The 18,084-nt window shown below is 71.9% G+C and carries 19 protein-coding genes; 13 read left to right on the plus strand and 6 right to left on the minus strand.

The window, feature by feature from the left end; genetic code table 11:
• The first annotated feature begins 102 nt into the window (after positions 1-102).
• The gene (locus tag A4V12_RS00975) at positions 103-636 is read left to right on the plus strand and encodes a YbjN domain-containing protein (protein WP_064067220.1); all 534 of its coding nucleotides are present in this window, start codon (positions 103-105) and stop codon (positions 634-636) included.
• Positions 637-695: 59 nt separating this feature from the next.
• Here A4V12_RS00975 and A4V12_RS00980 read toward each other — a convergent pair whose 3' ends face one another.
• Together A4V12_RS00980 and A4V12_RS00985 are read right to left on the minus strand one after the other, a co-directional pair.
• Positions 696-1,856 (minus strand): hypothetical protein, encoded by a 1,161-nt coding sequence (locus A4V12_RS00980; RefSeq protein ID WP_064067221.1) that lies wholly within the window; start codon positions 1,854-1,856, stop codon positions 696-698.
• Positions 1,857-2,026: 170 nt separating this feature from the next.
• Positions 2,027-2,512, minus strand: coding sequence for an aminotransferase class I/II-fold pyridoxal phosphate-dependent enzyme (locus tag A4V12_RS00985; RefSeq protein WP_267893174.1), 486 nt, complete (start codon positions 2,510-2,512; stop codon positions 2,027-2,029).
• Between A4V12_RS00985 and A4V12_RS00990 the strand changes: the two genes are divergently transcribed.
• Entirely contained in the window at positions 2,411-2,965 is a 555-nt protein-coding gene (locus tag A4V12_RS00990) for a Uma2 family endonuclease (RefSeq protein ID WP_064067223.1), read from the plus strand. The two genes, A4V12_RS00985 and A4V12_RS00990, sit on opposite strands and share 102 nt — an antisense overlap.
• Positions 2,966-3,078: 113 nt before the next feature.
• On the opposite strand, the gene A4V12_RS00995 is transcribed toward A4V12_RS00990, so the two are convergent.
• The 4 genes from A4V12_RS00995 to A4V12_RS01010 form a co-directional block, all read right to left on the minus strand.
• On the minus strand, positions 3,079-4,308 hold the full coding sequence (locus A4V12_RS00995; protein ID WP_064067224.1) for a pyridoxal phosphate-dependent aminotransferase: 1,230 nt from the start codon (positions 4,306-4,308) through the stop codon (positions 3,079-3,081).
• A complete protein-coding gene (locus A4V12_RS01000) occupies positions 4,301-5,578 on the minus strand; it encodes a hypothetical protein (protein ID WP_064067225.1) in 1,278 nt (425 codons plus the stop codon). The genes A4V12_RS00995 and A4V12_RS01000 overlap by 8 nt, the downstream gene beginning before the upstream one ends.
• Positions 5,578-6,975: an N-6 DNA methylase gene (locus A4V12_RS01005; protein WP_234372028.1), complete on the minus strand. Its 1,398-nt coding sequence runs from the start codon at positions 6,973-6,975 to the stop codon at positions 5,578-5,580. The genes A4V12_RS01000 and A4V12_RS01005 overlap by 1 nt, the downstream gene beginning before the upstream one ends.
• A gap of 104 nt (positions 6,976-7,079) precedes the next feature.
• Entirely contained in the window at positions 7,080-7,271 is a 192-nt protein-coding gene (locus A4V12_RS01010) for a hypothetical protein (protein WP_064067227.1), read from the minus strand.
• A gap of 381 nt (positions 7,272-7,652) precedes the next feature.
• Between A4V12_RS01010 and A4V12_RS34120 the strand changes: the two genes are divergently transcribed.
• The 11 genes from A4V12_RS34120 to A4V12_RS01065 all read left to right on the plus strand — a co-directional run bounded on the left by A4V12_RS34120 (position 7,653) and on the right by A4V12_RS01065 (position 18,024).
• Positions 7,653-7,895: a hypothetical protein gene (locus A4V12_RS34120; protein ID WP_079136715.1), complete on the plus strand. Its 243-nt coding sequence runs from the start codon at positions 7,653-7,655 to the stop codon at positions 7,893-7,895.
• A gap of 632 nt (positions 7,896-8,527) precedes the next feature.
• A complete protein-coding gene (locus A4V12_RS01020) occupies positions 8,528-9,046 on the plus strand; it encodes a DUF2617 family protein (protein ID WP_064067228.1) in 519 nt (172 codons plus the stop codon).
• Positions 9,047-9,100: 54 nt separating this feature from the next.
• Positions 9,101-10,696, plus strand: coding sequence for a polyamine aminopropyltransferase (locus tag A4V12_RS01025; protein ID WP_423563385.1), 1,596 nt, complete (start codon positions 9,101-9,103; stop codon positions 10,694-10,696).
• 61 nt (positions 10,697-10,757) lie between these two features.
• Positions 10,758-11,681 (plus strand): SRPBCC domain-containing protein, encoded by a 924-nt coding sequence (locus tag A4V12_RS01030; protein ID WP_064067229.1) that lies wholly within the window; start codon positions 10,758-10,760, stop codon positions 11,679-11,681.
• 10 nt (positions 11,682-11,691) lie between these two features.
• Complete coding sequence (locus A4V12_RS01035; protein ID WP_064067230.1) at positions 11,692-12,486, plus strand: aldose epimerase; 795 nt, start codon at positions 11,692-11,694, stop codon at positions 12,484-12,486.
• Between the two features lie 10 nt (positions 12,487-12,496).
• Positions 12,497-13,045 carry an orotate phosphoribosyltransferase gene (gene pyrE, locus A4V12_RS01040; protein ID WP_064067414.1) on the plus strand — a complete coding sequence of 183 codons (549 nt, stop codon included), beginning with the start codon at positions 12,497-12,499 and terminating at the stop codon, positions 13,043-13,045.
• 166 nt (positions 13,046-13,211) lie between these two features.
• Positions 13,212-14,252: a class II fructose-bisphosphate aldolase gene (gene fbaA / locus A4V12_RS01045; RefSeq protein ID WP_267893175.1), complete on the plus strand. Its 1,041-nt coding sequence runs from the start codon at positions 13,212-13,214 to the stop codon at positions 14,250-14,252.
• Positions 14,253-14,359: 107 nt separating this feature from the next.
• The gene (locus A4V12_RS01050) at positions 14,360-14,773 is read left to right on the plus strand and encodes a DUF3151 domain-containing protein (protein ID WP_064067232.1); all 414 of its coding nucleotides are present in this window, start codon (positions 14,360-14,362) and stop codon (positions 14,771-14,773) included.
• A 252-nt stretch (positions 14,774-15,025) separates the two neighbouring features.
• Complete coding sequence (locus A4V12_RS01055) at positions 15,026-15,871, plus strand: tryptophan 2,3-dioxygenase family protein (RefSeq protein ID WP_064067233.1); 846 nt, start codon at positions 15,026-15,028, stop codon at positions 15,869-15,871.
• Positions 15,864-17,066, plus strand: coding sequence for a kynureninase (gene kynU / locus A4V12_RS01060; protein WP_064067234.1), 1,203 nt, complete (start codon positions 15,864-15,866; stop codon positions 17,064-17,066). Before A4V12_RS01055 ends, kynU begins: the two co-directional genes overlap by 8 nt.
• Before the next feature lie 91 nt (positions 17,067-17,157).
• Entirely contained in the window at positions 17,158-18,024 is an 867-nt protein-coding gene (locus tag A4V12_RS01065) for an alpha/beta hydrolase family protein (RefSeq protein ID WP_064067235.1), read from the plus strand.
• The last annotated feature ends 60 nt before the right edge of the window (positions 18,025-18,084 follow it).

The raw sequence follows: 18,084 nt of genomic DNA on the forward strand, positions 1-18,084 counted from the left end.
CGGCCGGTCTGTCCGCCGGCAGCGGATCGCCCGTGTCCGGGGTTGCCACTGACGGCCGGGGATGGGAGAGGATGGCAGGAATCGTTCGAAGGGAATTACACGGTGAGCATCGACCCCGGCTCGATTCCGAATTTCGGTGGCCAGCCCGAGCCCCAGCAGGCCGGACCGGCGGGCCCCGTCGTCCCGGACCAGGACCTCGTCAAGCAGCTCCTGGAGCAGATGGAGCTGAAGTACGTCATCGACGACGAGGGTGACCTCGCCGCGCCGTGGGAGGAATTCCGCACGTACTTCATGTTCCGCGGCGAGGAGGAGCAGCAGGTCTTCTCCGTGCGGACCTTCTACGACCGCCCCCACCCGGTCGAGAACCGCGCGCAGATCCTGGAGACGATCGACGACTGGAACCGCCGCACCCTGTGGCCGAAGGTCTACACGCACCTCCACGAGGACGAGCAGGGCGGCGCGACCGTCCGGCTCATCGGCGAGGCGCAGATGCTGATCGGCACCGGCGTCAGCCTGGAGCACTTCGTGCAGTCGACCGTCAGCTGGGTGCGCGCGTCCATCGAGTTCGACAAGTGGCTCGTGGAGCAGTTCGGCCTGGAGACCGAGGGCGACGAGAAGCCCGGCGACGAGGCCTGAGCGCCGCCGCGGGACCACCCGTCCGGCCGGACGGCCCGTCCGGCCCGGCCGGCGGCCCCCTAGAGCGCCATCGGGGCGAGCGTCAGCAGGTACGTCCCGTAGCCGTACGAGAGCCCGGCCAGGGCGGCGACCACCACGGCCGCCGCCCTGGGCCGGGCTCTGCGCAGGGCGCACGCCACCGGCAGCAGCAGCGGGAACGCCGGGAGCAGGAACCGCGGCTTGGACTCGAAGAACCCGGAGCCGCCCACCGCGATCACCACCAGCACCGCGGTGTACACCAGCAGCGGCAGCGGCGGCCGGTCCAGCAGGAGCAGCGCGAAGAGCACCACCCCCGCCGCGGTGATGAGCAGCGCACCGGTGAAGCCCAGCTCCATGGGCCGGGTCAGCACGGTGCGGGCGAAGCCGAAGGTGCCCACCCCGAAGTCGAACCGGGACGTCCAGCCGGCCTGCACCGCGAAGTAGCCGCGCAGCGGTTCGCCCCCGCGCACCCCCACCCACAGCACGTACCCGGCCCAGCCGGCCGGTGCCACCGCCGCCCCGGCCCACAGGCGCCAGTCGGTGCGGCGCTCGTCGCGCAGGAGGCGGTACGCCTCGCAGGCCGCCGCCGCGCCCACCGCCGCCGCGACGGCGATCCCGTTCGGCCGGGCGGCCCCCGCCAGCGCCGCCAGCGCGCCCGCCCACAGCCAGCGGCGGGTGAGGACCGCGTACAGCGACCAGGCGGCGAACGCCGTCAGCAGGGGCTCGGTGTACGCCATGGAGAGCACGATCGAGTGCGGCAGCAGGCCCCACAGCAGCACCAGCGCGGTGGCGGCCCCCCGGCCGTGCAGCCGCTCGCCGATCAGGAAGATCCCCCAGGCCGCCGCCCCCGCCGCCGTCCAGGACACCAGCAGGCCCGCCGTCCCGCCCGCCACCGGCAGCACGGTGGTCACCGCCCGGACGAGCGCCGGGTACAGCGGGAAGAACGCCAGGTCCGACTGGACCACCCCGTCGGGCCAGTACAGGGTCGTGCCGTAGCCGTACGCGGCGATCCCCAGGTACCAGTCGGAGTCCCAGGACAGGGCGAGCAGGGCGCGCGGCGAGCGGCCGGTGTGCCACGCCCACAGCGCCATCACCAGCATCCCGGTGAGCCGGGCGGCGGCGAACAGGCCCAGTGCCGGGGCCGCGCGGTACAGCGCCGCACGCCACCCCGGCACCGGCCGGGCGGATCCCGCGGCTGTCACGTGGTCGAAGGTCTCGGCGGACAGGGTGCACCTCCGTGCGCGCGTGAGCGGTCACCCCGACCCTGGGCGCCGGGCGCGCCGGGCGCGACCGCTGGCCGCCCGCCCGGGTGGTCCCCTCCGCCGGGCCCCGGCACGCGTGCGTGTCGCCGTGACACCGCGCACCGGAAGCGCTACAGGGCCGCCAGCCGCTCCACCGCGTCCCGCAGCACCTCGGTCCGCTTGCAGAACGCGAACCGCACGAACGGCGCGCCCTGCTCGCGGTGGTCGTAGAAGACGGCGTGAGGGATCGCCACGACACCGCACCGGCCCGGCAGCTCCCGGCAGAACGCGATGCCGTCGTGCTCGCCCAGCGGGCGGATGTCGGTGGTGACGAAGTAGGTCCCCTGGGGCCGGAACACCCCGAAGCCCGCCCGCGCCAGCCCGTCCGCCAGCAGGTCCCGCTTGGCCCGCAGGTCGTCGCGCAGCCCGGTGAACGGCCCGTCGGCCGTAACGGCGAGCCGCGGTGACGCGGCACCGGCCGTCGTATCCTGACCACACACGGGAAGGAGCCGTCCATGAGCGTCGACGCGATCGTGCACACCGAGTTCCCCAAGGGGTACACGGTCCTGTTCGGGGCCGACGGAAAGGTGATCATGACCCCGCAGAGCGAAGAGCACTCCAGCACCATCAGGTCGATGCAGATCGACTCCGCTCTTGCCCTCGGCCGTCACGCGAAGGTCACCTCCGACGTCTACATCGACTTCCCCGCCGACGAGAATTCCGCCCCCGACCTGGCGATCCTGCGCGAGGACGCCCGCCGGGAGGGGAAGCGCTACAGCTTCGAGGACGTCCTGTTGATCTCCGAGGTCGTCTCGACCTCCTCCGCGCGCAAGGACTACGACGACTGCACCGCGAAGTACGGCCGCTACGGCATCCCGGTCTACCTGGTCGTGGACCCGTACGCCCAGGAAGTCGTCCTCCACACCCAGCCGACCGCCACCGGTTACATCGCGGCACACACCCACAAGTACGGGACGGGCAAGCTCCCCATTCCTCTGGCCGACGGCCGCACCTTCACCCTCGACCTCGACGAACTCCCGCGTCCGGAGCCCGAGGCGGACGCCCGCTGACGCAGGACGCATTGCTGATCGGTTGACCGGCCCGGGCGCCGACGGGCCGGCCTGTCGGGCGTGCCGCCCGAGGAGTCACCGCCGGATGCCGCCCGTGGGCGCTGACATCTGTGTCAGGACGCGAGGCGGCGAAGGCGGTTGGTGGCCTCGTGGAGGACGTCGTCCTGCTTGCAGAAGGCGAACCGGACCTGGCTGCGGCCGGCGTCGGGGTCGTCGTAGAAGACGGAGTTGGGGATGGCGACGACACCGCAGCGCTCGGGGAGGGTGCGGCAGAAGGCGTAGGCGTCCTTCTCGCCCAGGGGGGTGATGTCGGTGGTGATGAAGTACGTGCCCTGTGGCTGGTGGACCTCGAATCCGGCCGCGCGCAGGCCGTCGCCGAGCAGGTCGCGCTTGCGCCGCATGTCGGCGCGGATGCCGTCGAAGTACGTTTCCGGCAGGCGCAGGGCTTCGGCGATCGCGTACTGGAACGGACCGGAGCTGACGTAGGTCAGGTACTGCTTCGCGGTGCGGACGGCTGCGACGAGGGCGCTGGACCCCGTGATCCAGCCGACCTTCCACCCGGTGAAGGAGAAGGTCTTGCCGGCGCTGGAGATGGTGACCGTGCGCTCGCGCATGCCGGGGAAGGTGGCGATGGGGATGTGCGGCGAGTCGTCGTAGACGAGGTGCTCGTACACCTCGTCGGTGACGACGAGCAGGTCACGCTCGACGGCGAGCGCGGCGATGGCGGCCAGTTCCTCACGGGTGAGGACGGTGCCGGTGGGGTTGTGGGGGGTGTTCAGGAGCAGCAGGCGGGTCCGCGGAGTGATTTTGGATCGCAGCTCGTCCAGGTCGGGTCGGAATGACGGGGCGCGCAGGGTGAGCGGTACGTGCTTCGCGCCGGCCATGGCGATGCAGGCGGTATAGGAGTCGTAGAAGGGTTCGAAGGCGATCACCTCGTCGCCCGGCTCCAGCAGCGCCAGCATGGCGGCGGCGATGGCCTCGGTGGCGCCGGCGGTGACCAGGACCTCGGTGTCGGGGTCGGGGGAGAGGCCGTGGAACCGCTCCTGGTGTGCGGAGATCGCGACGCGCAGTTCCGGGACGCCCGGTCCTGGCGGGTACTGGTTGCCCTTGCCCTCCCGCAGGGCACGGACGGCGGCCTCGCGGATCGCCTCGGGCCCGTCGGTGTCGGGGAAGCCCTGGCCCAGGTTGATCGCCCCGGTCGTTGTCGCCAGCGCCGACATCTCCGCGAAGATCGTCGTCCCGAACCCGTTCAGTCTGCGGTTGAGTAGCGGCCGCTCGGTGCTCACGTCTCCACCGTCCTCACTCGTGTATCCGTCGATACTCCGGGTGCCATCCTCACTCATGGCCGGTCCTGCCGACGCGTGGCGCGGGAATCCCAACGGGGTCAGGGGCCCCAGCGCTTCGCTTTGCCGACTTGCCGGTCGGCTCCCGGAGGATGCCGGCCCTTGCCGAGATGTCGCGCAGCAGCGCGTCCCGCAGGTCGTGCAGTGTCGTGATCTTGCAGGCCAGGAGCTGCGCCGCCTCGTGCAGGGGCCCTGCCGCTCTGTGGAATTCGGCGCGCGAGAACCGGTCCGGCCAGGTGATCTTCAGGCGCCTCAGGGCCAGGGCTGAGATCTCCCGGTTGTTCTGGCCTTGTGCCGCCCGAGCGATGTCGCTGCTTCGGCTTCTGAGCTCGTGGAGCAACCACCAACGGTCCTCGTCCTCGGCGGGTCGAATGGCAACGACGCTTCTGAGCGGTGTCGCCGGCCTGCTCAGCACGGCGACGTGTGCGCCGTCGGAACGAGTGCTCAACATGATGGTGCCGGACGGATGCAACTCTCCGACCCCGGCCGGGCCGCTCAGACGGAATCGCGGGACATGAGGAACGGGGAGGCCGTACAGGTCTTTGGGGGCGATCACATCGGCGGAGGGTTCCAGGGCCGGCGAAGGGAGCGAGCGCTCGGAGCCCTTGCCCGTCTTCGGCTTGGCGACCTCCGCGAGCGGGCGGGCTTCCCATGGTCCGCCCGAAGAGACCACGTCGTCGTGAAGTGCGTCTGCCAGTGCTACAGCCTTGCGTGCCGTCTCCCGGTAGAGGGAGATCATCTCCTCGATGAGGCTGAAAGCCCGGTGGTAGGAGTCGACGACATCCGGCGGGGGCAGTGGGAACAGCAGCTGACGGAGGGTGTCGAGGCTGATGGTCGGTTCGACGTGTGCCGTGACGTCCTCGTCGATCCGGGCCTTCGCCGTGGGCGTCTGCAGCCAGATGTGCAGCCAACGCACGATGAGCGGTTCTGCCCGGATGATGCCGATGGACCGAGCAGCCGTCCATCCCGCGTGTTCGGGGGTGACCAGAGCGGACTCGCCCACGCGTCGTACGAGTACGACGGCCAGATCGCCCTCCCTGAGGGTCGCCCGGGTGGGCGGAGTTTCGTCTGGCCGGCAGTCGTTGGCCGGGGGCGGGAGGATCCTGCCGTCCCGGACGAACGTTGAGCTGACGACTCCTGGGGTCTTGTCTGCGGTCTTCTCGTCGAGGAAGCCGCAGGTGGTGTAGATCTTTCGGGTTCCCTCACCCTCGATGGAGGTTGTTCGCCAAGTCGTCGTACCGGACCCGACGCCGTCGGCCTCGGCTTCCATCAGATCTCCTCCAAGACGTCCAGCAGCTGGAGTTCCAGGGCGTGCATCCGGTCGAACTGCTCGGACAGTTCGAGCTTGAGCTGTTCGATCCGGTTGTATGTGTTCCGTTCGGGAGCGGGAGCCTCCACGGCGTACGAAGTCGGCATCAGGCTGTACCCACGGTCGGCGATTTCCCTCGCGGAGCAGCTTCGGGACCATCCGACTGTGTCGCTGTACGGCGTTGCCGCCGCACCGTGCCCGGGAAGACCACGCCAGGCTGCGAGCGTGCTCAGGATCAGAGCCGTGTTCTTGTCGCCCAGTCTCCGCGCTCTCGACTGCGGAACCGTTTCGAAGGCCCGACGCGCGTTGATGAAGAGGGCTTGCTCGCGACGGTCCAGGGAGCCCCATCCGGGCCGTGCGCTCTTGTCCTTGTTGATCACCCACAGGCAGGCGGGGGCCTGGGAGTGCCCGTACACGCGGGGTGGCAGGGCGATGACGCACTCGACGAGATCGTCCCGCACCAGTCGTTCGCGGAGCCGTTTGGGCATGGTCTGTCGGCTTGCGGCCACACGGTCGGCCATCAAGAAGACGGCGCGGCCGGCCGGAGCCAGCGCATGAGCGATGTGCTGGATCCACGCGGAGTCGGCAGAACTCCGGGGTGGCGCCTCCTCCGGCCACCGGGGATCGGAAGGGACGGGTGGGCCCGGCCGGCTGCCGTGCTGCTCCGTCCCTTCCTCCTGCGTCCAGGCCCGCTGGTTGAGGGAAGGATTGGCCAGGACGATGTCGTACGGCTCGGGTTCGGGCCGCGCCAGGCTGTCCCCGGGCGGAAGGATGTCGGCCTTGATCCCCCGCACCGAGAGGTTCATGCGGGCCACCTGCGAGGTGGGGGCGTGCAGCTCTCTTCCCCGCAGAGACATGGTGGGGTTCAGCCCGACGCGCTCGCGGACGTAGCGGTGGCTCTCCACCAGGAGCCCGCCCGAACCGCAGGCCGGGTCAAGCACCCTGTGCCCGTCGTGGGGGACGGCCGCACCGACCATCAGACGCGCCATGTCCTCGGGTGTGAAGTAGTTGCTGCCGTCGGCCTGGGCCGACGAGAGGTCCCGCAGGCACTGGTCGAGCAATGGCCCGACCCGCTGGGTGGATCCGATGGCCCGAATGAGCCCGAGCAGGGGCCCTTCGGAGCCGGGGGGTGGAATGGGTACGAGGCTCGCCACGCCCGCTTCGGCGGCCGGATCCTCGATCGCTGGGAGGTGGTGGGCCAGGCACGTGATCACCGCGGAGCGGATTTCCCGGCCTCCTCCCGCCAGCTGGCTCAGCAGCCACGACCACGTCGGTACACCCGGGTCGGAGGCGGCGCGCGGAGCCCGGCTCAGGTAGAGCAGAGCGATAAGCAGTCGAGTTGCTTCGGTGGTGTTCATCACCCGCGAGAGGTGCGTGAGGTGCCGGCGCACTTTCGCGGGTGTCTCATCGGATGAAGTGGAGTGCGGGGCCTGTGCGCGTCCCCGTGGGGCCTTCGTGCCGCTCACGAGCCCACCACGCCCAACGCAGTCATGACGACGATGAGGAGCGTCAGAGCACCGGCGAAGGCGAGCGCGCCGGTCTTGAGGGCGACAGTGGGGCGCCCTCCTTCGAGGCGGGTCACGAAGCTGCCGGCGAGGGCGACGACAAGCGCCGCGAGGACCGCGATGATCACGTACATCAGCCTCAGCTGCACGTGGTTCCTTCCTGAGGTCGAGGGGGATCTCCCAGTGGCGAGTGAGTCGCGTGATCCCCGGCTTCAGGAAGGACAGTAGAAGGCGTATGCCGTGCGGCGCTTGGTGCACACTGTTTGGGATTTCCTTAGGCGCGCGCCCGGCAATCGAGCACTGTTGGCGAGTGCACTCCGTTTGGGTTTCTTGCCGCTGTGTTCGTGCACGGGTGCGGGCAAGGTGCGTACTGAAATGCGAAGGGGTGGGTCAGCAAGCGGCGGTCGTGTCATGGCGGCCGTCCTGGGGTGAAGCTCTGGAGTTGCTCAAGTGCGCTTTGGACCGTGATCACCCGGGGGATCTCCCTGCCACACGTTCGAATCATGGGAAAGAAAGGCAGGTGGGGGGCCATGATCGAGGCAGGAATCTTCGAGGTGTTCTTCCTCTTCGTCATCGTTGCCGCGGTGGTGGGGCTGGTCCGGTCGGCGATCGGCGGCGGCACGGGCAGGGGGCGCCGCGGCAGCTGGTGGGCGTCGTCCTCCTCGTCCTCCTCCCCGTCGTCGTCCTCGTCGTCCTCCTCCTGTTCGGGCTGGTCGTCCTGCGGGGGCGGCTCCGGCTCCTCGTGCGGAGGCGGATCGTCCTCCTGCAGCTGAACCTCTGGACTTCCTCAATTCGGATTGGGAGGGGTCGGCGCGGGGGCATCCCCCTGACACGTACGACACGGGGGAAGGTGACGCACATGGAGTTCCTTCTGGTCGCCGCCGGTCTGATCGTGGTGGTGGGGTTCCTCATCGCGATCGGTGCGGCGGGAGGGGGGAAGAGCCGGCGCCGGTCGCGCTCGGCCTCCGGCGCCTCCGGCGGTTCCGCCGGGGGCGGTTGGTGGGCCGGCGACGGGGGCGGGTCCTCCTGCGGGGGAGGGGGGTCGTCCTGCGGGGGCGGCGGCGGATGTGGTGGCGGAGGCAGCTGACACGGGGCAGCCGGTCCGCGACCACGGAGGGTGCCCGGCGGTGAACTTCCGCCGGGCATCCTGCCGTTGGCATTTGTGGGGCTACGCGGTCGGTTCCTGTTGAACAGTTGAACCGGCAGGCCCCCCAGGGGATGGAAACCACGTCAAGTTGGGTAAAAACGCTGTGACTCGTCCGCGGTTCATGATTCCCTCGCTGTCGAGAACATCCAGCCCTTGGACCCTTCGTGTGTGGATTTCGAGACGGAGATCCCCCAGTCCCCCGACGTCTTCCGGGACGCTCCCGGTCCACCCGTCAAACCATGTTTGCGGAGCCGACCCATGCTCACCACGCTCAAGACCTCCTACACCGACACGCGCGCCGCCGACCTGGCCTGGGCGCTGGGTCGGGAGGCGCTTCCCGCGCTCGCCGTGCTCGACCTCGAACTAGCGGGCGCCACGCTCCAGTTGAGGCTCCTCGGGGCCTCCCACCAGGTCCTGCTCGACGCCGAGCAGGGCCGCTGCTCCGAGACCGTCGCCTGCATGCCGGGCAGCAGCACCCCGCTGCCGCTGGGTGTGGCCAAGCGCATCGGTGGATGGGAGTACGAGTTCGCCGCCCGTGTCGAGACCCTGTCGAAAGGCTCGTTCGCCGGCCGCGCCCAGGAACTCCTGGCGCTCGTCGCCGACCACCCCAACGGGCTCGCCGGGACGTTCCCCGGCTCGCCGCACGCCTTCACGGCCATGCTCGCCCAGCGGCACGAGGGCCAGGTGCGGTGGCGCACATGGCACGCGTACCCGCAAGAGGGGCAGCTCGTGGTCACCAGGACCAGTGTGGGCGTCCGTATGCACGCACCCCTCTAGTTACACCCTTGTGGGTGACAAATGGTCATCAGGCCCTGACGTAGCGTTGATCGGGTGATCGAAGCGCCGCACGTGTCCGTCGCCGTGCCGCCCGCACCGGGAGGCCCGGCACCGCCGCCCGCGCGGCAGCGGGCGGGGCGCTTCCTCGTGCTGGCCACGGTCTTCATCTGCGCGGCGTGCGGCCTGGTGTACGAGCTGGAACTGGTCGCCCTCGCCTCGTACCTGATCGGGGACTCCGTCACCCAGGCGTCGGTCGTCCTGTCCGTGATGGTCTTCGCGATGGGCGTGGGCTCCCTGCTCGCCAAGCGGCTGCGCTGCCGGGCGGCCGTCGGCTTCGGACTGCTGGAGGCCGCGCTGGCGCTGGTCGGCGGCAGCTCGGCCCTGGTGCTGTACGCCACCTTCGCCTGGATCGGCGAGTCGCGGTACGCGCTGGTGGGGTTCTCCCTGGCCATCGGGGTGCTCATCGGGGCGGAGATGCCGCTGCTGATGACGCTCATCCAGCGCATCTCGCGGCGGGCCGAGCAGGACGCGGGCGGGACGGTCGCGGACCTGTTCGCCGCCGACTACGTGGGGGCCCTCGTCGGTGGCCTGGCGTTCCCGTTCCTGCTGCTGCCGTGGCTGGGGCAGCTGACGAGCGCGCTGCTCACCGGGGCGGTCAACGCCGTGGCCGGCGGGGCGCTGGTGCTGTGGCTGTTCGGGCGGGACCTGTCCGGCCGCGCGCGGTGGCTGCTGGTGGCGGCGAACCTGACGGTGCTCGGGGTGCTGGCGACCGCCACGGTGCTGGCGGACGACTTCGAGCGCTCGGTGCGGCGGGCGGTCTACGGGGAGCGGGTGCGCGTCGCCGTGCAGACCGACGTCCAGGAGGTGGTGCTGACCGGCGGGTCCGGCCGGCCGCCGGAGCTGTTCCTCGACGGCCGCCTGCGGGTCAGCGGGCGGGACGAGCACCGCTACCACCGGGCGCTGGTGCACCCCGCGATGCGCGGGCCCCGCGCGCGCGTGCTGGTGCTGGGCGGTGGCGACGGGCTGGCGGTGCGGGAGGTGCTGCGCCACGGCGGCGTGCGGTCCGTGACCGTCTTCGAGCTGGACCCCGGCGTGGTCCGGCTGGCCCGGCACGACCGCGCCCTGGCCCGGCTGAACGGCTACGCGTACGGCGACCCGAGGGTGCGGGTCGTGTACGGGGACGCGTTCACCCGCCTGCGGGAGGCGGCGGAGCGGGGCGACGCGTATGACGTGGTGGTCTCGGACCTGCCGGACCCGGGCATCACGGCCAGCACCAAGCTGTACTCGGCGGAGTTCTACGGCCTGGCCGCGCGGGTCCTCTCCGGCGGCGGGCGGCTCGCGGTCCACGCCGGGCCCATGGCGTCGCGGCCGCGTACCTACTGGACGGTGGACGCCACCCTGCGGTCGGCCGGCTTCACCACCCGGCCCTACCGCGCGACCGGCCGGCTCTCCGGGTTCGCCGCGGGCCCCGACCGGTCCACGGACGACGGGTCGGCCCCCCGCGACTGGGGCTTCGTCCTCGCCTCCCGGGACCGGGTGCCGCCGGACCCGGCGGGCGCGGGCGGGGCGCGACCGGTGGCGGCGGGGTCCGGGACGGGTCCGGCGGGCGTGCCGCCGTCGACGCTGGTGCACCCCAGGTACGGGGAGTGACTCCGTTTGGCGTTGCGTGCATGGGAGACGTCGGCGCCGGGCGTGGGTAGGCTCGGGCTCCATGGAGCATGAGGTGTTCGTTCCGGTCGACGTCGAGACCCTCCGCGCGGTGCTGGCGGACCCCGCCCGGGTCGCCCCGTGCGTACCGGGGCTCCAGCAGGACGCGGACGCGTCGGCCGGGCCCCTGACCGGCCGGCTGAAGGTGCGGGCCGCCGGGCACTCGATCACCTACCGGGGCGCCCTGCGCATCGCCGCCCGTGAGGACGGCGTCTACGCCGTGGAGGGCGAGGGCACGGAGGTGCGCGGCGTCGGGTCGGCGAAGCTGGCCCTGACGGTGCGGCTGTCCGGCGCCGACGGCGGTACGACGCTGCGCTTCGCCGGGACGACGAGCGCCGACGGCCGGCTGGCGGAGCTTCCCGACGACGCCGCGGTCTCGGCGGCCCACCGCCTGCTGGACCGTTTCGCCGAGTCGCTGGCCGCGGCGGCGACGTCCGCCGCGGGTGCGGCCGGGCCCTCCTTGGCCGACATGGCCGTCTCCGACCTCGCCGACGCCCGGCAGCTCGGGGAGGACCGGGACCTGGAGGGCCGGGACCTGGACGGCCGGGGCCTCGACGGTGAGGACCTCGACGACCAGGACGTGGACGACGACGGGGTGGACCAGGGCGCCGAGAGCGCCGGGTCCGTCTTCGACGCGCCCGTACCGCCGCCGTCGCTGGATCCGCTCGCGGACGCCGAGTTCGAGGTGCCCGACATCCCGGAGGGCGCGCTCGGTGATCCGGGCGCCGAGGCCGCGCATGCCCGGCGCACCATGATCGGCCGCAGCGCCGAGGAGGTCGACCACGCCCCGCCGCGCGGCCGGTACGCGCCCACGCCCGGCCCGCAGACCGCCTCGACGACCGCCACACTGCGGTGGCTCGCTCCTGCCGCCGCGCTCGCGCTGGCCTCCGCCGTGGTGGTGGGGCGCGCGCTGCGCCGCCGCAAGTAGTGTCGGTGGTGTGACCAGTAGCGAACAGAGCGTCCGGCTCGCGGCCGGAGACGTCGAGTTGACGGTGCGTCCGGACAACGGATGCCGCATCGAGAGCCTGCGGATCGACGGGACCGAACTGCTGCGGCAGGGCGAGAAGTACGGCTGCTTCCCGATGGTGCCCTGGTGCGGGCGGACCGCGAACGGCCGGTTCCTCGACGGGGCGAGCGTGCACCGGCTGCCGCTCAACTCCCCGCCGCACGCCATCCACGGCACGGGCCGGGACACCGCGTGGCGCATCGCCGTCGCGGACAAGAGCGAGGCGGCGTTCACCTACGAGCTCGCCGAGCCCTGGCCGTACCCCGGCCGGGTCACCCAGACCTTCCGGCTGACCGAGGACGCGCTCACGCTCCAGCTCGGCGTCGAGACGTACGGGGACTCCTTTCCGGCCCAGGCCGGCTGGCACCCGTGGTTCCGCCGCAACCTCGGCGGTGAGGACGTCACCCTGGACTTCGCGCCCGCGTGGCAGGAGGAGCGGGGCGATGACCACCTGCCCACCGGCCGCAGGATCGAGCCCACCCCCGGCCCCTGGGACGACTGCTTCGGGATGCCGGACGGCGTGGACGTCACGCTGACGTGGCCGGGCCGGCTGGAGCTGAAGGTGACCAGCCGCGAACAGTGGGTCGTGCTCTACGACGAGCAGGAGGAGGCGGTCTGCGTGGAGCCCCAGTCCGGACCGCCCAACGGCCTCAACACCACTCCCCGCCTGGTCACGCCCATCGAGCCGCTGGAGATCGCCGCGACCTTCGCCTGGCGGCGGCTTTAAGCTCATGGGCATGACTGACGTACGAGCCGATCTGCTCCAGCAGATCAAGGACAAGGCCGTGGTGCACGGCAAGGTGACCCTCTCCTCGGGTCTGGAGGCCGACTACTACGTCGACCTGCGCCGGATCACCCTGGACGGCGTGGCCTCGCCGCTCGTCGGACAGGTCATGCTCGATCTGACCGCCGACCTCGACTTCGACGCCGTCGGCGGCCTCACACTGGGCGCCGACCCGGTGGCCACCGCGATGCTGCACGCGTCGGCCGCGCGCGGCCGGACGCTGGACGCCTTCGTCGTCCGCAAGGCCGCCAAGGCGCACGGCATGCAGCGCCGCGTCGAGGGCCCGGACATCAAGGGCCGCCGCGTCCTGGTGGTGGAGGACACCTCCACCACCGGCGGCTCGCCGCTCACCGCCGTCGAGGCGGTCCGCGAGGCCGGCGCCGAGGTCGTGGCCGTGGCCACGATCGTGGACCGGGCGACCGGCGCCGGCGAGCGGATCAGCCAGACGGCCGGAGTGCCCTACCTGCACGCGTACACCCTGGACGAGCTGGGCCTGGCCTGAGCTGCGAGGGGCCTGACCTGCGGGTTCAGCGAGGGGCGGACTGTTTCACGTGAAACGGTCCGCCCCTTGTGGTACGCGGGGTGGAGCCCGCGGCGGAGTCTGGAAAGATGGGTGCGACGATGACGTCGCCCCCAGGTCAGGGATCAGCAACGCTAAGCAACCGCAGATCACAAGGAGCGGACAGATGCCCATCGCAACCCCCGAGGTCTACAACGAGATGCTCGACCGGGCGAAGGCAGGCAAGTTCGCCTACCCGGCCATCAATGTCACCTCGTCGCAGACTCTGCACGCCGCCCTCCGTGGTTTCGCCGAGGCAGAGAGCGACGGCATCATCCAGATCTCGACCGGTGGTGCGGAGTTCCTGGGCGGCCAGTACAGCAAGGACATGGTGACCGGCGCGGTCGCCCTGGCCGAGTTCGCGCACATCGTCGCCGCGAAGTACGACGTCACCATCGCCCTGCACACCGACCACTGCCCGAAGGACAAGCTGGACGGTTACGTACGTCCGCTGCTCGACATCTCCGCCGAGCGCGTCGCCAAGGGCGAGAACCCGCTCTTCCAGTCGCACATGTGGGACGGCTCGGCCGAGACCCTCGCCGACAACCTGGCCATCGGCCAGGAGCTGCTGGCCAAGGCCGCCGCCGCCAAGATCATCCTTGAGGTCGAGATCACCCCGACCGGCGGCGAGGAGGACGGCGTCACCCACGAGATCAACGACGAGCTGTACACCACCGTCGACGACGCCATCCGCACCGCCGAGGCGCTCGGCCTGGGCGAGAAGGGCCGCTACCTGCTGGCCGCCTCCTTCGGCAACGTCCACGGCGTCTACAAGCCGGGCAACGTCGTGCTCCGCCCCGAGCTGCTCAAGGACCTCCAGCAGGGCGTGGCCGAGCGCTTCGGCAAGGCCGACCCGTTCGACTTCGTCTTCCACGGCGGCTCCGGCTCCACGGCCGAGGAGATCGCCACCGCGCTGGAGAACGGCGTCGTGAAGATGAACCTGGACACCGACACCCAGTACGCCTTCACCCGCCCCGTCGCGGACCACATGTTCAAGAACTACGACGGCGTCCTGAAGGTCGACGGCGAGGTCGGCTCCAAGAAGACCTACGACCCGCGCACCTGGGGCAAGCTGGCCGAGGCGGGCATGGCCGCCCGTGTCACCGAGGCCTGCGCCGCGCTCCGCTCCACCGGCACCAAGCTGAAGTAACACCCCTGGTGCCACTCGGCGCCACCCGGTACGCCCCGGCACGACCTGGTGCGTCCGACACGGGCCCGGCATCGCGAACGCGGTGCCGGGCCTGTGACACTGGTGCCATGGGTATCCACGAAAACCTCCTGGGGGGACCTCCTCCCACCCACCTGCCCGACGACCCGGAGCCCCGGGAGCTGCTCGCGGGCGGCGCCGCCCCCGCGGACGTCGCGGCGAAGTACCCCGCCTCCTCGCTGGCCTGGGCCCAGCTCGCCGACGACGCGTTCGAGGCCGGCCGGGTCGTCGAGTCCTACGCGTACGCCAGGACCGGCTACCACCGGGGCCTGGACTCGCTGCGCCGCAGCGGCTGGAAGGGCCACGGCCCCGTGCCGTGGGAGCACGAGCCGAACCGCGGCTTCCTCCGCGCCCTCAACGCCCTCGCGCGGGCCGCGCAGGCCATCGGTGAGCAGGAGGAGTACGAGCGGTGCTCGACGTTCCTGCGCGACTCCTCGCCCCTGGCGGCGGACACCCTGAGCTGAACCGGGGACTACCTGACCTGCGGCGAGCCGGCCCTGGACCGACCGGGGCCGGCCCTGCACCGACAGCGGCCCCGGCCGGATGACACCTCCGGCCGGTACGTCGAACGTCCGCTCGTGTCATGATGCGACTGGGACCACGCGCACAGACCGTGGTCCCGAGGGGACCGGGGCCCCGCTCGGCTCTCGCGAGTGAACCGAGCGCCGAGAGAGGGGCAGACCGCTACCCGGTAGCACGCATTGATGGAGACAGCGATGTCTACTTCCCCCGATGCCTCCGTGCCCGGTTCGGACACCCCGAACCTGGAGTACACGGGCACGACGCCGTACGAGGACTACGTCCAGGCGGACGTCCTCACCCACCTCCAGCACCCGCTCTCGGACGATCCGGGAGAGATGGTCTTCCTGGTGACGACCCAGGTCATGGAGTTGTGGTTCACCGTCATCGTCCACGAATGGGAGACCGCGAGCCGCGCCCTGCGCGAGGACCGGATCCAGGTGGCGATGGACGCGCTGGACCGCTCAGTACGCGAGCTGGAGGCGCTGAACGGCTCCTGGAAGCCGCTCGCCCGCCTCACGCCCGCCCAGTTCAACTCCTACCGCAGCGCCCTCGGCGAGGGCTCCGGATTCCAGTCGGCGATGTACCGGCGGCTGGAGTTCCTGCTGGGCGAGAAGTCCGCGTCGATGCTGGTGCCGCACCGCGGCGCCCCGCGCGTCCACGCGGAGCTGGAGAAGGCCCTCCACGAGCCGAGCCTGTACGACGAGGTGCTGCGGCTGCTGGCCCGGCGCGGGCACCCCGTGCCGGACAGCGTCCTGCGCCGGGACCTGTCCCAGAAGTACGAGCCGTCGCAGGCGGTCGAGGACATCTGGGCGCGCATCTACGCCGACCCGGACCAGAACGCCGAACTGGTACGCCTCGGCGAGGCGTTGACCGACGTGGGCGAGCTGGTCTGGCGCTGGCGCAACGACCACCTGGTGGCGACCCGGCGGGCGATGGGCTCCAAGACGGGCACGGCCGGGTCCGCCGGAGTGGCCTGGCTGGAGAAGCGGACCCGCAAGAACGTGTTCCCCGAGGTGTGGACGGCGCGCAGCCATGTCTGACGACCTCGTGACCCGCGCCGCCGCACTGGACGCCGGCGACCAACTCGCCAAGCACCGGGAGCTGTTCGCGCTCGACGACGGCGTCGTCTACCTGGACGGCAACTCGCTCGGCGCGCTGCCCCGCCACGTGCCCGCCCGCATGGCCGACGTGATCACCCGCGAGTGGGGCGAGCTGCGCATCCGCTCCTGGGAGGAGAGCGGCTGGTGGACCGCGCCGGAGCGGGTCGGCGCCCGGATCGCGCCGCTCGTCGGCGCGGCGCCCGGCCAGGTGGTGGTCGGCGACTCCACCAGCGTCAACGTGTTCAAGGCGCTGGTGGGCGCGGTGCGGCTGGCGTCCCCCGAGCGGGACGAGATCGTGGTGGACGCCACGACGTTCCCCACGGACGGGTACATCGCCGAGTCGGCCGCCCGCCTCACCGGCAAGCGGCTGGTGGCCGCCGCCCCCGGCGACGTACCGGACACGGTCGGGCCGCGCACGGCCGCCGCGCTCGTCAACCACGTCGACTACCGCACGGGCCGGCTGCACGACCTGCCGGGCATCACGGCGGCCGTCCGCGCGGCGGGCGCCCTGGCCGTGTGGGACCTGTGCCACAGCGCGGGAGCGCTGCCGGTCGGCCTGGACGCGCACGGCGTGGACCTGGCGGTCGGCTGCACGTACAAGTACCTCAACGGCGGGCCCGGCGCGCCCGCCTTCCTGTACGTGGCCGAGCGCCACCAGGCGGGCTTCGACTCCCCGCTGCCCGGCTGGAACTCGCACGCCGACCCCTTCGCGATGACGCCCGGTTACGCGGCGGCGGAGGGCGCGGTGCGCGGACGCGTCGGGACGCCCGACATCCTGTCCATGCTGGCGCTCGAGGCGTCGCTGGACGTGTGGGACGGCGTGCCCGTCGAGGCGGTGCGGGAGAAGAGCCTGGCCCTGACGGACTTCTTCCTGGAGTGCGTCGAGGCGTACGTGCCCGGGGGCCGGGTCACCTCCGTGACGCCCGAGGCGCACGGCGAGCGGGGCAGCCAGGTCAGCCTGCGCTGCGCCGACGCCCACGCCGTGATGAAGGAGCTGATCGCCCGGGGCGTGGTCGGCGATCTGCGCCGCCCCGACGTGCTGCGGTTCGGCTTCACGCCGCTGTACGTCTCGTTCGCGGACGCGGAGCGCGCGGCGCGCGTCCTCGCGGACGTCCTTTCGGGGCGTACGGGCTGATGTTCGGGCCTGATCTGCGGGGGCGCGCGTGCTGGTACCGTCCCCCCGCAGGTCAGGCCGAACCGGCCCCGTCACCGAAAGGTTGAGCACCATGCCCGACCCCGCCGCGCGCGACGCAGCCGAGGAAGCGTCGGCCCTGTCGCACCCGCCCGTGGACCCGGACTCCACCGCCGCGTACGGCGATCACCCGGACCAGGTCGTGGACTTCTACGCCCCCCGCGGCGACGGCCCCGCGCCGCTCGTCGTCGTGCTGCACGGCGGGGCGTGGCGGGCGCCGTACGACCGGCGGCACATCACTCCTTTCGTGGACTTCCTGGCGCGACACGGCTTCGCCGTCGCCAACGTCGAGTACCGGCGCGGCGGTGAGATCCCCGCACCGCGCGGTGAGGGGCCCGTCGCCGGGCGGTGGCCCGAGACCTTCGACGACGTGGCCGCCGCGCTGGACGCGCTGCCCGCCTTGGCCCGCACGCACCTGCCGCAGGCGGACCCGCGCCGCACGGTCGTCACCGGCCACTCGGCCGGCGGGCACCTGGCGCTGTGGGCGGCCGCCCGGCACGTCCTGCCCACCGGCGCGCGGTGGCGGCTGGACGCCCCGCCCCCGCTGCGCGGGGTCGTCGCCCTGGCGCCCATCGCGCACTTCGAGCGGGCGGTGGAGCTGGACGTGTGCACCGGCGCGGTACGGCAGCTCCTCGGCGGTGACGCCGCCTTCGAGAGCCGCGCGGGGTACGCCGATCCGGCCGTGCTGCTGCCGACCGGGATCGCCACGGCGGTGGTCCAGGGCCGCGAGGACACCGTCGTCCCGCCGGCCGTCGCGGAGGCGTACGTGGACGCGGCGGCGAAGGCCGGCGAGATGGTCGGGCTGACGCTGCTGGACGGGGTGGGGCACTTCCCGCTGATCGACCCGGCCGCCGACGCCTGCGCCGTGGTGGCGGAGGAGATCGCCCAGCTCGCCTGGTGACCGGGGCGGCCGGGGAGTCCCGATGACCGGGGCGTCCCCGGCGGCCGGGGGGTCCCGGTG

The sequence above is a fragment of the Streptomyces noursei genome, assembly GCF_001646665.1.
Classification (GTDB): domain Bacteria; phylum Actinomycetota; class Actinomycetes; order Streptomycetales; family Streptomycetaceae; genus Streptomyces; species Streptomyces lavendulocolor.

Bases quoted from the DNA above. Each gene is read 5' to 3' on its own strand.
- A4V12_RS01030 (WP_064067229.1), top strand. From the start codon at position 10,758: ATGGAGCATGAGGTGTTCGTTCCGGTCGACGTCGAGACCCTCCGCGCG.
- A4V12_RS00995 (WP_064067224.1), bottom strand. From the start codon at position 4,308: ATGAGTGAGGATGGCACCCGGAGTATCGACGGATACACGAGTGAGGAC.
- pyrE (WP_064067414.1), top strand. From the start codon at position 12,497: ATGACTGACGTACGAGCCGATCTGCTCCAGCAGATCAAGGACAAGGCC.
- kynU (WP_064067234.1), top strand. From the start codon at position 15,864: ATGTCTGACGACCTCGTGACCCGCGCCGCCGCACTGGACGCCGGCGAC.
- A4V12_RS01065 (WP_064067235.1), top strand. From the start codon at position 17,158: ATGCCCGACCCCGCCGCGCGCGACGCAGCCGAGGAAGCGTCGGCCCTG.
- A4V12_RS01050 (WP_064067232.1), top strand. From the start codon at position 14,360: ATGGGTATCCACGAAAACCTCCTGGGGGGACCTCCTCCCACCCACCTG.
- A4V12_RS01020 (WP_064067228.1), top strand. From the start codon at position 8,528: ATGCTCACCACGCTCAAGACCTCCTACACCGACACGCGCGCCGCCGAC.
- A4V12_RS00990 (WP_064067223.1), top strand. From the start codon at position 2,411: ATGAGCGTCGACGCGATCGTGCACACCGAGTTCCCCAAGGGGTACACG.
- A4V12_RS34120 (WP_079136715.1), top strand. From the start codon at position 7,653: ATGATCGAGGCAGGAATCTTCGAGGTGTTCTTCCTCTTCGTCATCGTT.
- A4V12_RS01005 (WP_234372028.1), bottom strand. From the start codon at position 6,975: ATGAACACCACCGAAGCAACTCGACTGCTTATCGCTCTGCTCTACCTG.
- A4V12_RS01055 (WP_064067233.1), top strand. From the start codon at position 15,026: ATGTCTACTTCCCCCGATGCCTCCGTGCCCGGTTCGGACACCCCGAAC.
- A4V12_RS01000 (WP_064067225.1), bottom strand. From the start codon at position 5,578: ATGGAAGCCGAGGCCGACGGCGTCGGGTCCGGTACGACGACTTGGCGA.